Origin of the sequence: Paenibacillus sambharensis, assembly GCF_003233845.1 — a bacterium.
GTDB classification, from domain to species: Bacteria; Bacillota; Bacilli; order Paenibacillales; family Paenibacillaceae; genus Paenibacillus_I; species Paenibacillus_I sambharensis.
Map to the genome: position 1 here is coordinate 62,844 of NZ_QKRB01000057.1, position 13,213 is coordinate 76,056.

General features: G+C 55.7%; 11 protein-coding genes. 10 read left to right on the forward strand and 1 reads right to left on the reverse strand.

The features are described from left to right. Nucleotides 1–7 precede the first annotated feature (7 nt). The 6 genes from lepB (at nt 8) to DNH61_RS21950 (ending at nt 5,335) form a co-directional block, all read left to right on the forward strand. Nucleotides 8–778, forward strand: coding sequence for a signal peptidase I (gene lepB / locus DNH61_RS21925; RefSeq protein ID WP_111148975.1), 771 nt, complete (start codon nt 8–10; stop codon nt 776–778). 66 nt (nt 779–844) lie between these two features. Further along, nucleotides 845–1,729 carry a ribosome biogenesis GTPase YlqF gene (ylqF, locus tag DNH61_RS21930; RefSeq protein WP_111148976.1) on the forward strand — a complete coding sequence of 295 codons (885 nt, stop codon included), beginning with the start codon at nt 845–847 and terminating at the stop codon, nt 1,727–1,729. Nucleotides 1,730–1,735: 6 nt separating this feature from the next. Continuing rightward, nucleotides 1,736–2,443 (forward strand): ribonuclease HII, encoded by a 708-nt coding sequence (locus DNH61_RS21935; protein WP_111149377.1) that lies wholly within the window; start codon nt 1,736–1,738, stop codon nt 2,441–2,443. Between the two features lie 225 nt (nt 2,444–2,668). Continuing rightward, a complete protein-coding gene (locus DNH61_RS21940) occupies nt 2,669–4,630 on the forward strand; it encodes a hypothetical protein (protein WP_111148977.1) in 1,962 nt (653 codons plus the stop codon). After that, nucleotides 4,627–4,932 carry an EscU/YscU/HrcU family type III secretion system export apparatus switch protein gene (locus tag DNH61_RS21945; protein ID WP_111148978.1) on the forward strand — a complete coding sequence of 102 codons (306 nt, stop codon included), beginning with the start codon at nt 4,627–4,629 and terminating at the stop codon, nt 4,930–4,932. The genes DNH61_RS21940 and DNH61_RS21945 overlap by 4 nt, the downstream gene beginning before the upstream one ends. Next, nucleotides 4,922–5,335, forward strand: coding sequence for a YraN family protein (locus tag DNH61_RS21950; protein ID WP_245948293.1), 414 nt, complete (start codon nt 4,922–4,924; stop codon nt 5,333–5,335). The genes DNH61_RS21945 and DNH61_RS21950 overlap by 11 nt, the downstream gene beginning before the upstream one ends. A gap of 71 nt (nt 5,336–5,406) precedes the next feature. Here the strand turns inward: DNH61_RS21950 and DNH61_RS21955 are convergent, their stop codons facing one another. Continuing rightward, the gene (locus DNH61_RS21955; RefSeq protein WP_111148980.1) at nt 5,407–6,969 is read right to left on the reverse strand and encodes a YifB family Mg chelatase-like AAA ATPase; all 1,563 of its coding nucleotides are present in this window, start codon (nt 6,967–6,969) and stop codon (nt 5,407–5,409) included. Between the two features lie 416 nt (nt 6,970–7,385). On the opposite strand from DNH61_RS21955, the gene sucC reads away from it, so the two are divergent. The 4 genes from sucC (at nt 7,386) to topA (ending at nt 13,171) form a co-directional block, all read left to right on the forward strand. Beyond that, the gene (gene sucC / locus DNH61_RS21960) at nt 7,386–8,546 is read left to right on the forward strand and encodes an ADP-forming succinate--CoA ligase subunit beta (protein ID WP_111148981.1); all 1,161 of its coding nucleotides are present in this window, start codon (nt 7,386–7,388) and stop codon (nt 8,544–8,546) included. A 115-nt stretch (nt 8,547–8,661) separates the two neighbouring features. After that, nucleotides 8,662–9,594: a succinate--CoA ligase subunit alpha gene (gene sucD / locus DNH61_RS21965; protein WP_111148982.1), complete on the forward strand. Its 933-nt coding sequence runs from the start codon at nt 8,662–8,664 to the stop codon at nt 9,592–9,594. A gap of 255 nt (nt 9,595–9,849) precedes the next feature. Then, nucleotides 9,850–11,037 carry a DNA-processing protein DprA gene (gene dprA / locus DNH61_RS21970; RefSeq protein ID WP_245948294.1) on the forward strand — a complete coding sequence of 396 codons (1,188 nt, stop codon included), beginning with the start codon at nt 9,850–9,852 and terminating at the stop codon, nt 11,035–11,037. A 37-nt stretch (nt 11,038–11,074) separates the two neighbouring features. Beyond that, nucleotides 11,075–13,171 (forward strand): type I DNA topoisomerase, encoded by a 2,097-nt coding sequence (gene topA, locus DNH61_RS21975; protein ID WP_111148983.1) that lies wholly within the window; start codon nt 11,075–11,077, stop codon nt 13,169–13,171. The last annotated feature ends 42 nt before the right edge of the window (nt 13,172–13,213 follow it).

A 13,213-nucleotide genomic window follows, 5' to 3' on the forward strand; every position in this document is an offset into this window, starting at 1 on the left:
CGTGTTAATGGACGAATCGCAGAAGCATCGCTCAGGGGACCCGGCGGAAGGCAGCGATACGGAACAGGCAGCTGTGCCGTCATCACCGGATACCGGCAGAGAGCCGGGTCAGACGGTCGAGGCGTCAGGTCAGGCACCCCGCGGTGGCAGCAGATTGTATAGAGAAATGATTGAATGGCTCAAAGCGCTTGCGATAGCCGCATTGCTTGTATTTGTGATCCGCTGGCTGCTGTTTGCTCCGTTCATCGTTGACGGCCAGTCGATGGAACCGAATTTTGAGTCCGGCGAACGGCTTATTGTCAACAAGATTATTTATGATATTAGAGCTCCGCAGCGCGGAGAGGTTGTCGTATTCTATGTGCCGGATGAGCAGCGTGATTTCATTAAACGGATCATTGGTCTTCCCGGAGACAAGGTGAAGCTCGAAGGCGATACGCTCTACATAAACGGGGTTGAGATGGACGAGCCTTATCTGAAGGAAGCGATCGCTGAAGCGAACAGCCGCGGCGAGCTGTACAACACGAGAGAAGGATTCCCGAATCCGTTCATAACCGAGGATACGGTACCGGAGGGCAAGGTGCTTGTTTTCGGAGATAACAGAAGCAACAGCAAGGACAGCCGAATGATCGGCTATGTGGATTATGATTCAATTGTGGGCCGGGCGGATTTCATATTCTGGCCGCTGGATAAGCTGAGCTTGGTTGGACATACCGCACCTGTGAAAGCTGAGGAGTTTGCGAATAATGCCGGGGAACCGGCTGAGAATCCGCAATCTTGATAAAAATAAGACGGGACGCGCGCGTTTGCGTGCGTCCCGTCGACGCATACAGAGAAGGTGATACTTGTGACGATTCAATGGTTTCCGGGTCATATGACAAGGGCGAAGAGACAGATACAGGCTAAGCTGAAGCTGATTGACGTAGCGATTGAGCTGCTGGACGCCCGGGTGCCGCTTGCGAGCCGCAACCCGATGATCGATGAGATTTTGCCGGATAAACCGCGGCTGATTGTGCTGAACAAATCGGATTTGGCCGATCCCCGGATGACGGAGGAATGGATGGCTTATTTTACCGCCCAGGGACACTCCTGTGTGGCTGTCGACTCCTCGACTGGTACCCGTGTCGGCGAAATACCGGTGAAGGCCAAAGCACTGGTTGCCGAGAAGTGGGCAAGAATGGCTGCCAAGGGGATGAATCCGCGTGCAGTACGGGCTCTCATCGTCGGGATTCCGAATGTGGGGAAGTCGACCTTGATAAACAGGCTGGCCGGCCGGAATATCGCCGCAACCGGCGACCGTCCAGGCGTGACGAAGGGACAGCAGTGGATCAAGGTAGGGACCGAGATGGAGCTTCTGGATACACCGGGTATATTATGGCCCAAATTCGAGGATCAGATGGTCGGCTACCGGCTTGCCATGACCGGCGCCATTAAGGAAGAGATCCTGAATGTGGAGGATATCGCTTTCTTCGCCATCAAGGTTATCGCCTCCCGCTATCCGGATGCCCTGTCTGAACGCTTCGGCGTCGAGGAGAAGGAGCGGGACCTTGATAACGCGGATGAAGTGGTTGCGATTATGGAAGAGATCGGGCGCAAACGCGGATGTCTGGTGAGCGGGGGACGGATTGACCTGGAGAAGACCTCCGGCATTATTTTGCGTGATATGCGTGCCGGCAAGATGGGCAGAGTGACATTGGAGACGCCGGAAGAAGCACAAGCCGGGGAGGTTTGATTGTCTGTGACGGGAGAGCAGGAGAACAGGGCAGATGAGAAGCGCAGGGGAAGACCGAAGGGGAAGCCTGCACAAGAGAAAGCGGAAGAAGCGGCGGTTGATATGCTCGCTTTCGAACGACCGTTATGGGAGCAGGGCTATGCTTCCGTAGCAGGCGCCGATGAGGTTGGCCGTGGTTGTCTGTTTGGCGATGTGGTGGCAGGCGCGGTTATCCTTCCGCCTGGTCTAATTCTCGAGGGGATCAACGATTCGAAGAAGCTGACCGAGAAGAAGCGGGAATATTATTATGAGCGGATTGCGGAAGAGGCGCTGGCTTGGTCAGTAGCCTGCATAACTGCCGATGTGATTGACCGGATTAACATCAAGCAGGCGGCAAGGCTTGCAATGAAGCAGGCAATTAGTCAGCTTGCCGTTCAGCCCGATTATGTGCTGGTAGATGCTGAGAGACTGGATGTGGAGCTGCCGCAGCTTCCGGTTATTCACGGCGATGCACGCAGCCAGTCTATTGCCGCTGCTTCGATCATGGCAAAGGTGACCCGTGACCGCCTCTGCAAGGGGGAATGGGACCGGTTATATCCGGAATACGGGATTGCCTTACATAAAGGATATGCAACTAAGCATCACCGTGAGCAGATCCTGGCTTACGGTCCCACGCCGATGCACCGGCGGTCCTTCCTCGGCAATTTGCTGACCCGGCAGCAGGAGCTGTTCTAGATGTTCGGGCTGCTGCCGGATACAGTACGAGGGATAATGCCGAAGACTGGATGAAACCAGAGCTCCCCGCTTACAGCGGCGGAGCTTATGCCGGTTTTGCAGGAGCTTTGCTTTATATTTTGCAAGGTCAAGCCGATATAGGTATTAGGGGATGAAACCGGCAGGCGGCCGGGTTTATCATAGGGCAGACATCAGGAATGGCGTTGGAGAGGGGGAGCGGGGCCAGTGAATATTGGACAGCTGATGCGGGGAATGCTTGGCGAAGCTCAGCCCGCAGATGGAAAGGCGCTTGAGCTGAAGGTCGGACAGATTGTCCGCGGTGTTATCATGCAGATGATGGAAGGCCAGGAAGCCATGGTGCAGATTAACGGTGTAGCTGTGCGCGCCAGGCTGGAGACAGCGCTCTTGCCGGGTCAAACGACAATGCTGCAGGTGCAGCCGGAATCTGCGGGCGGTCTAGTTACGTTGAAAGCAGTGGATCCTTCCGGATCGGGCATGCCTGAGGAGAGTCTTAGGGATCTGGTGAAAACACTGGGGCTTCAAGACCGGAAGTGGGCAATGGATATTGTGCGCGACTTGAAGCGAGAGGGTTTTCCGGTTAACCGTGAGACGGCGCAATCGCTTCAGCAAGCAGCTGCAGCGAGGCCGACCGGAGTCAATGAGGAGCAGTGGATGCAGGCTGCCGGAACGGCGCTTAAGCGGGGGTTGCCGGTTACGCAGGGGGTTCTGTCCGGACTGCATCAGGCTCAATCAGGCAAGCCGGTAACAGATTTGCTGCAGACGCTTCGTCAGCAGTTGAGTGCAATGGTGGAAAATGCCGATTCGCAGCCTGCCGCTGCAGGCACGTCAGCAGGCGGCAGGCTGCCTGCAGCGGCAGCTAAGGTGCTGTCACTGCTCGACGCTGGCGCTGCTCTGATGAAGGGAGCCGCTTCAGCGGAAGCGGGCCCGGCGGCCGGTCAAGCTGCTCATGCGGGCTCGGTTCCTGCAGCAGCTGCCCGCGGCGGGAGTGAGGCGGCCGGCCAGCAGACGCTGCCGCAGCAGGCCGCAGCATCCGGATCTGCCGCGGCTCATGGACAAGCAGCTTCGGGTAAACCGGCCGCGGCGCCTGATTTGGTGCAGGCAGGCAATGCCCCCGGCATGAATGCAGGCAGGGAAGCTGGAACGCGAGCATCGGGGAATGCCGCCGGCAGTGCTTCCATGCGAGCGGTAAATGGTGGAGGCGCTGAGAGCGGTTCGGCTAAAGCAGCGGAATCAATGGCTTCCGGCAGCTCCACTTCTGGCAGCACAACGGGCACGCCGAGTGCCGTAACGTCTGGCTCAGGCCAGAACTGGGTAGGCGGCTTGATGAAGTGGCTCGGGGTAAACCATGAAAGCATGCTTGCAGAGACTTTAGGCGGACAGGGAAAAGCGGCTGCTGCTGTACAGCAGGCTGCGGATGACAGTGCGCGGGGACAGCAGCTTCCCGACCAGAAGACAGATCCTTCAGCAGCAAGACAGCCGGCGCCCCCTGCCGAGCTTCGGCAAGGCCAGACGCCAGAGCGTTCTCCGTTCCAGATGGCCCTGCAGACAAGCGGCCCGCAGTCTGAACCGGCTGCCCAAGCGGATCTGGTGAGAACACCCGCGGCCGAGACATTAAAGGGAGCTCTGCTTAGCCTGGTAAATGGGGATGATATGCCTCCTGCCGTTCGGGAAACTGCACAGCAGCTGGTACAGCATATTACAGGGCAGCAGCTGCTTCTCTCGCCGGAACGGGGCGGCTCGCTGTTGTCTCATGTGACACTTATGATCCCGTTTCATGGGCCGGACGGGTCACAGACAGCCTCTGTTCATGTCCAGTCGAGACGAGGCAAGAAAGGCGAGCTGGATGCGGATAACTGCCGGCTGCTGTTCGATCTGCAGATGAAGCAGCTTGGAGCTACGGTAGTGGATGTGCAGGTGGTGGAGAAGATGGTCAGCCTGAGTATCTGGAACGACCATCCGGTTATGGGGGCGATGGTCAGAGAGGCGCGCGCTGAAGTATCGGCGGCGCTGGCTGGCGCCGGCTACCAGCTGTCGGCGCTTAATGCCAGGCCGCTGCCTGATCCGGCAGAAGCAGCCGCCCAGGCAGCGGATAAGAAGGCCCCCCTGCTTCCCGAGCCATCGGCTTATCAGACCAAGCGTTACAAAGGGGTGGACTACCGGGCATGAAGCAGGACAAAGCCAGCGGCAAGAATGCGGTAACTAAGGCGGTTGCGCTTAAATATGATGCCGAGAAACGCAGCGCCCCTATTGTGGTTGCCAAGGGAAAAGGCGCGATTGCCGAGTCCATTCTGGAGAAGGCGAAGGAGCATGATGTCCCGATCCAGGAAGACTCGTCGCTTGTCGAGGTGCTCTCCAAGCTGGATGTGGACCAGGAGATTCCATCCGAGCTCTATACGCTGGTAGCCGAGATATTAAGCTTCGTCTACCAGTCTGACAGGCGTGCGAAGGAGTGGGAGGATGAGCAGTAACATGGACGGGAATCAATTCAGCAGCCGCAGCAGGGATTTGTCCCGCCGTAAGGAGACAGGCAGCCGGGGGGAGCAGGCGGCGGCCGAGCTGCTTGAAGGCAAGGGGTATAAGATTCTTGACCGCAATTGGCGATGCCGCAGCGGCGAGCTGGATATCGTAGCAGATGACAGCGGGACAACGGTATTTATAGAGGTACGGACGCGGCGGTCCGGCAGCCGTTACGGAACCGCAGCGGAATCAGTAGACTGGCGGAAGCAGCGGAAGCTGCAGCAGGTTGCGCAGGTTTATATGGCTGCGCACGGCAACATCGCAAGCCTGGCCGTGCGCTTTGATGTAATCGCGGTCACCTATGAAGAGGCGGATGGCCCGCTGGTATGTACGCATTACGAGCATGCATTTTGAAGACCCGCAAGGCATGGGATTGCCCCATGCCTTGCGGGTCTTCTCTATTCTTGGCGAGCCCAAGGGGCCTCCTATAGCAAGGGAAGAAGCTTGCGGTCCAGACAGCGGTACTGGACCGCTTCGGCGATGTGCTCAGCCAGAATATCCTCCTGCTCTGCAAGATCGGCGATGGTCCGCGCCAGCTTTAAGATGCGTTCGTGAGCTCTCATGCTGAGACCGAGTGTCTGGTACACGTCATCGAGCAGGACAGCTGCATCCTTCCTCATGCGGCAGGCGCCATACAGCATCTTCCCCTGCAAATCGCTGTTCCACATCACACCGGCAGTCTTCATGCGGAAGCGCTGCCGCTCAGCGGCGGATTGCACCAGAGCTGACATGCCAGCCGAAGACATTCCAGGCTGTGGACTGTTCTCCAGCCGGGGTCTCGGCACATCGACCTGCACATCAATCCGGTCCAGCAGCGGCCCGGACAGCTTGGCCATATAGGCGGATATCCGATGAGGCGTGCAGGAACAGCGGCGGTCGTCGGTTTCGTGACCATAATAGCCGCATGGACAAGGGTTTAAGGAGGCAGCGAGCATGAAATGTGCCGGGAAGCGCAGAACAGCGCGGGCCCGGGAAATCGTGACATGCCTGTCTTCCAACGGCTGCCGCATGACTTCGAGTGCCTGCCTGGTAAACTCGGGAAGCTCATCAAGGAATAAGATGCCCTGATGAGCAAGCGTTACTTCACCGGGACGCGGCACCGGGCCTCCGCCAATCAGGCCGCCTGTGGAGATCGTATGATGCGGTGCCCGGAAAGGCCTCTCCCTGAGCAGAGCCGGGCCTGTTCCGCTCAGCTTGCCGGCTACACTATAAATCTTCGTGACTTCCAGCGCCTCCTGCTCTGTTAGCGGGGGCATGATGCCGGGCAGACGCTTGACAAGCATGGTCTTGCCGGTTCCAGGCGGCCCGGACAGCAGCAGGTTATGCCTTCCGGCGGCGGCTGTCAGCACGGCGCGTTTGGCTGTCTGCTGGCCAAGCACGTCGGCATAATCGAGCGTTGACAGGCCCTCTGACCAACCCGAGACATCCGCAGTAACAGAGCTGCGGGCAGTGCTGCAGACCTCTGTGCCAGCTGCCCCATCTTCGGGATCACGGCCATCCAGTCTGCTTAGATGGTGCAGGCCGACCACCTCTAATCCTCCGATTAGTGAAGCTTCGGCAGCGTTGGCGGCTGGCAGCAGCACCTTCCCGATGCCATGCCGCCGGGCCTGCTCGACCATCGGCAGGACGCCGGGCACAGCACGCACCTCTCCGTTTAAGGCAAGCTCTCCAATCAGCAGGGCGCCGTCAAATGCCGCCGGCTTGAGCTGTCCGCTGCCGATCAGTATGCCGGCGGCCACGGCGACATCGAAGGCTGTCCCCTCCTTGCGAAGGTCGGCCGGTGCCAGATTAACGGTAATGCGCTGAAGCGGAAATTGATAACCGCAATTCTTGAGCGCGGCACGCACGCGCTCGACGGATTCACGCACCGCCGGATCGGGCAGCCCCACAATGTTAACCTGGGGCAATCCCGGGGAGATATCTACCTCAACCTCAATCAGACGACCTTCCACACCTTGGACTGCCGCGCACAGCATTCTTGTATACATAGCAAAAAGCACCTCCATCACATAGCGGATGAAGGTGCTTCCTTACGTTCCTCTAACGTCTAGCGGCCTTGGCCGCACGTCATTCAATTGTTGGTGATAGTTTAAAGGATGGGGGCGAGCCTTGTCAATCCTTTCCTTGATTCACAGCATCAGTGACGGAGGAAGGGGCAAAGTTTAATGTCCAAATGGAAAAAGCTGTGGTAAAAAACTGGCCAAATGTCCATACTAGGAGGGGGCAAATTACTGCTTCATAAGGGAACATTCGCAACCTTAGATGAAACCCATATCAAAGTTGTATGAAAAAAGCTGTGCTATTTTATACGAAAAAATAAGGAAAGCCGATTGGAATCATGTTACAATAACAATGGTCTGTGTACATATCGAGACTGAAGCTGCGGATAGGGAGGATTTCGGTAATGAATATCCATGAGTATCAAGGCAAAGAAGTCCTGAAGCAATACGGGGTCGCAGTACCGGAAGGCAAAGTCGCTTTCACAGTTGATGAGGCAGTAGAAGCGGCACAAGCGCTGGGCACACCGGTTGTTGTGGTGAAAGCGCAAATCCATGCAGGCGGACGCGGTAAGGCAGGCGGTGTCAAGGTTGCCAAGAGCCTGGACGAGGTCCGGCAGTACGCGGGAGACATCTTAGGGAAGACGCTGGTGACGCATCAGACGGGCACTGAAGGCAAAGAAGTAAAGCGCTTGCTTATTGAGCAGGGCTGCGACATCAAGAAGGAATACTACGTTGGCGTCGTGGTTGACCGCGGTACAGGTCGCGTCGTTATGATGGCTTCGGAGGAAGGCGGCACCGAGATTGAAGAGGTAGCTGCGCATTCACCGGAGAAGATTTTCAAGGAAGTGATTGACCCGGCAGTCGGACTGCAGCCGTTTCAGGCGCGCAAGCTGGCTTACGCGATCAATATTCCGAAGGAGCTCGTGAATAAAGCGGTGCAGTTTATGACGGCTTTGTATACGGCTTTTGTGGACAAGGACTGCTCGATTGCAGAGATCAATCCGCTTGTTGTAACGGGAGACGGCAATGTTATGGCGCTCGATGCCAAGCTGAATTTTGATTCGAATGCGCTTTACCGGCATGCCGATATTCTGGAGCTTCGCGACCTGGACGAAGAGGACGAGAAGGAAATTCAAGCTTCCAAATTCGACTTGAGCTACATAGCGCTGGACGGTAATATCGGTTGTATGGTTAACGGCGCCGGACTGGCAATGGCTACGATGGATATTATCAAATATTACGGCGGAGACCCGGCAAACTTCCTCGATGTTGGGGGCGGTGCCACCAAGGAGAAGGTTACAGAAGCGTTCAAGATCATTCTGTCCGACGAGCAGGTTAAAGGCATCTTCGTCAACATCTTCGGCGGCATTATGCGCTGTGATGTTATTGCTGAGGGTGTTGTGGCAGCAGCCAAGGAGCTGGGCCTCAGCCGTCCGCTCGTTGTCCGTCTTGAAGGCACGAACGTGGACCTCGGCAAGAAAATCCTGAACGAATCGGGACTCAATATCGTCGCTGCGGATTCGATGGCAGACGGCGCTCAGAAGATCGTTGAACTCGTAAAGTAACAAGTGCATAGGCAGGACAGGCCGGAGCGGATATACGGCGGCGTTCTGACAGGCTTCTGAACAGACTGAAGGAGCAGTTTACCGCACGAATTCATATAGGGGATGTGAGCCTTCGATGAGCATTTTGGTAGATAAAAATACGAAAGTCATTACGCAAGGCATTACAGGTAAAACCGCCCTGTTTCATGCCAAGGGCGCGCTGGATTACGGCACGCAGATGGTGGGCGGTACATCGCCGGGCAAAGGCGGATCCAATGTGGATATCACACTGGAGAACGGGAGTACGGTTTCTCTGCCGGTATTCAATACCGTGAATGAAGCGGTATCGGCCACTGGTGCCACAGCATCGGTTATCTATGTTCCACCCGCTTTCGCGGCGGATGCGATCATGGAAGCGGTTGATGCGGAGTTGGACCTCGTAATCTGTATTACCGAGGGTATTCCGGTTCTTGATATGGTAAAGGTAAGCCGTTATATGGAAGGCCGCAAAACTCGCTTGATCGGCCCGAACTGTCCAGGTGTCATCACACCGGACGAGTGTAAAATCGGCATTATGCCGGGCTACATTCACAGGAAGGGACATGTCGGTGTCGTCTCCCGGAGCGGTACGCTGACCTATGAGGCGGTTCACCAGCTTACGACACGCGGCATTGGCCAGTCATCTGCAGTAGGTATCGGCGGTGACCCGGTTAAAGGCTCCGAGTTCATCGATATCCTGTCCATGTTCAATGACGATCCGGATACGTATGCGGTCATTATGATCGGCGAAATCGGCGGTACCGCTGAGGAAGAAGCGGCTGAATGGATTAAGGCTAATATGACCAAGCCGGTTGTCGGTTTTATCGGCGGTGCCACAGCTCCTCCGGGCAAGCGCATGGGTCATGCGGGTGCAATTATCTCGGGCGGCAAAGGCACAGCTGCAGAGAAGATTGCAACACTGGAGGCCTGCGGTGTCAAGGTCGCACCTACGCCTTCCGAGATGGGCGCAACTCTCGTCAGCGTCTTGGAAGAGAAGGGTCTTCTCGACAAGTGCGTTACCTGCAAATAAGCAGTATAATGGAATAAACCAGTAAGAAGGCGGGCAGCCTTCCTTCACCTTGAGACAAGGTGGCGGAAGGCTGTCTTTTTGTGTTTGATCACACTGCCATACGGTTGTAAGACAGCCGGCAGAGACCAATTATATGGCCGCGCTTGCATTCTTTTCCCGAGTGAAGCACAATAAGGTATGGAGTTCACTGAATATTGTGTATATCTAATGAAGAGAAAGTGAATGCCTGCCGGTCCTGACAAGGAGTGGCTTGGAATGACAGCGAAGGAAATCATGGAATGGTCGGATAGGGAAATCATATTCACACTGCACGAAACCAGGGGGATTGGTGCTCAGACAATACGCAAGCTGGTCAATCAGGGGCTGCTGTGCCGCTGCCTGACCTTCTCTCAAGAAGAATGGAAGGAAGCAGGGCTGAACAGACCTCAGGCAGCAGCGGCTGCCGGGACGATGAACCGCTCATTCTTCTTAAGAAGGGCCAACTATTATAATGAAGCAAAAATCCGCTGGATGACCGTGCTGGATGCGAATTATCCTGAGATGCTCAGACAAATCGCTGATCCGCCGTGGGTGATCTATTATGTCGGCCGAGAGGAGCTGCTAGCGGCACCTGCAGTGTCTATAGTCGGTACAAGAGGACCTACGGCTTACGGCAGGCGCCAGGCATTGAAGCTTGCGGGAGAGCTGTCACGTTCAGGGATTACGGTTATTAGCGGAATGGCCAAAGGCATTGACGCTTATGCCCATGAAGGAGCCTTGGACAGTACGGGAAGTACGATTGCTGTGCTGGGCACGCCGGTCAACCGGATTTACCCGCCGCAGAACGCCTCGCTGTACAGGGCTATTGCGGAACGCGGGCTGATCGTTTCGGAGTACCCTGTTGGCAGCCCGTTCCACCCGGGAATGTTTCCGCAGCGCAACCGGATCATCGCAGGCCTCTCCTGGGCGACTGTAGTAGTGGAAGCGACGAAGGGAAGCGGATCGCTGATTACAGCGGGCCAGGCTGTGGATTATAACCGTGAGGTATTCGCTGTGCCCGGTCCGCTTGGCGCGCAGAAGAGTGAAGGGGCGAACGAGCTGATTGCCCGCGGTGAAGCAGCGCTTTTAACGGGAGTGGAACCGCTGTTATCCCATATCATACGGACCGCAGAGCCTGAGGTCATTCGGACCGCATTAAGCAGTCCATTGCGGGCTGATAAGAATGCCGCACAGGCAGCTCAGACTCCGCAGCAGGACAGCAGCGGGCAGCTGCCGGATAAGGCCGGGCAGGTATCAGATGCCGAGGCAGAGGTATTACGCCTGCTGCGCGATCAGCCGCGAACGGCGGATGAGCTGTGCGAGCTTACCGGCATGGCTTTTGGACTTTTACACGCACTTCTGATAAATTTATCTATAAAACATAAAATTGAACAACATCCGGGTTCATTATATAGCGCGGTTTAGCGCATTTTACAGAACCATTGTCGGGAGGAGGGGCAGTATGGCGGATTCATTGGTTATTGTGGAATCACCAGCAAAAGCGAAGACGATCGGCAAATATTTAGGCAGCAAGTTTATCGTAAAGGCGTCGATGGGTCATATCCGGGATTTGCCCAAAAGCCAGATCGGTGTAGAAGTGGAGAAAGACTTTGAGCCCAAATACATTACGATTCGCGGAAAAGGCAGTGTCCTGAAGGAACTGAAGGATGCCAGCAAAAAAGTTAAAAAAATCTATCTGGCGGCTGACCCGGATCGCGAAGGCGAGGCGATTGCGTGGCATTTGGCCCACTATCTGGATCTCGATGAGACGGAAACATGCCGGGTTGTATTTAACGAAATTACGAAGCAAGCCGTCAAGGATGCATTCAAATCGCCAAGACCGATTAATATGGATCTGGTTAACGCTCAGCAGGCACGGCGGATATTGGACCGTCTTGTAGGCTATAAGATCAGCCCTCTATTATGGAAGAAAGTGAAGAAGGGCCTGTCGGCCGGTCGTGTTCAGTCGGTTGCAGTCAAGCTGATTATTGACCGGGAAAATGAAATAGACGCCTTCGTGCCGGAAGAATACTGGTCGATTACAGCGTCTCTGCTGCACGGCAAATCCGCATTCGAGGCCAAGTTTTATGCCATGAATGGGGAGAAGAAGGAGCTGTCCAGCGAGGCTGATGTTCAGCAGGTGCTGCAGGCGATGGAGGGCTCTGACTTTGTAGTTAAGGAAGTTAAGGAGAAGGAGAGGCTCCGGAATCCGGCGCCGCCTTTCATCACAAGCTCGCTGCAGCAGGAAGCTGCCCGCAAGCTCGGCTTTCGTGCCGCCAAGACAATGTCGGTTGCCCAGCAGCTCTATGAGGGTGTTGATTTGGGCAAGGAAGGCACGGTTGGTCTTATCACTTATATGCGTACAGATTCGACTCGAATCTCCCCCGTCGCCCAAGAGGAAGCCAAGGAGTACATTATCGAAAAGTTCGGGGAGCCTTATGCACCTGAGGAGTTCCGTAACTACGTCCGCAAGAACGCCAATGCCCAGGATGCGCATGAGGCGATCCGTCCGACTTCGGTTCTTAGGACCCCTGATGAAATGAAGCCTTTCCTGACGCGCGACCAGCTGCGTCTCTATAAGCTGGTCTGGGAAAGATTTTTGGCGAGCCAGATGTCTTCTGCTGTTCTGGACACGATGACGGTTGATATTGCAGTCGGTCCCGTTACATTCAGGGCAGTCGGTTCAAAAGTGAAGTTTCACGGCTTCATGAAGGTGTACGTTGAGGGGAACGATGACGGCACGACAGAGGAAGACAAGTTTCTTCCGCCTCTCAAGCAGGGGGATAAAGCGGAGAAGCAGACCATAGAGCCCAAGCAGCACTTCACCCAGCCGCCGCCGCGCTATACGGAGGCAAGGCTGGTTCGTACACTGGAGGAGCTGGGAATTGGGCGGCCTAGTACGTATGCTCCGACACTGGAGACTATTCAGAAGCGCGGCTATGTGGCGATTGAAGAGAAGAAATTTGTTCCAACCGAGCTTGGCGAGCTGGTTATACAGCTTATGGAAGAATTCTTCCCCGAAATATTGGATGCAGAATTCACCGCCCATATGGAAGGCGACCTCGATAGTGTGGAGGATGGCAAGGAAGATTGGGTAAAGGTTCTGGCAGCCTTCTACGAATCCTTCGAGAAGCGGCTTGAGGTCGCGGAGGATGAGATGAAGGAAGTGGAGATCCAGGACGAGGTTTCAGATGAAATTTGTGAGAAATGCGGCCGCCATCTGGTGTATAAGATGGGACGGTTCGGCAAGTTCCTGGCCTGCTCAGGGTTTCCTGATTGCCGCAACACGAAGCCGATTGTCAAGGACATCGGCGTAAAGTGCCCGAAATGCACGGAAGGCAAAATTATCGAACGGCGCAGCAAGAAGGGAAGAATCTTCTACGGCTGCGATCAATATCCCGGCTGCGATTATGTATCCTGGGATAAGCCGACCGATAAGCCCTGTCCTGAATGCAGTACGCTTATGGTTGAGAAGCGCAATCGCTCTGGCGGCAAGCTGCTGTGTACACAATGCAGCCACTCAGAGGAGCTGCCTGACGATCAGGAGCAGGCCGAATAGCAGGTTTACAGCAGGAACACAGACTGTAGTTGACAGCCGGTT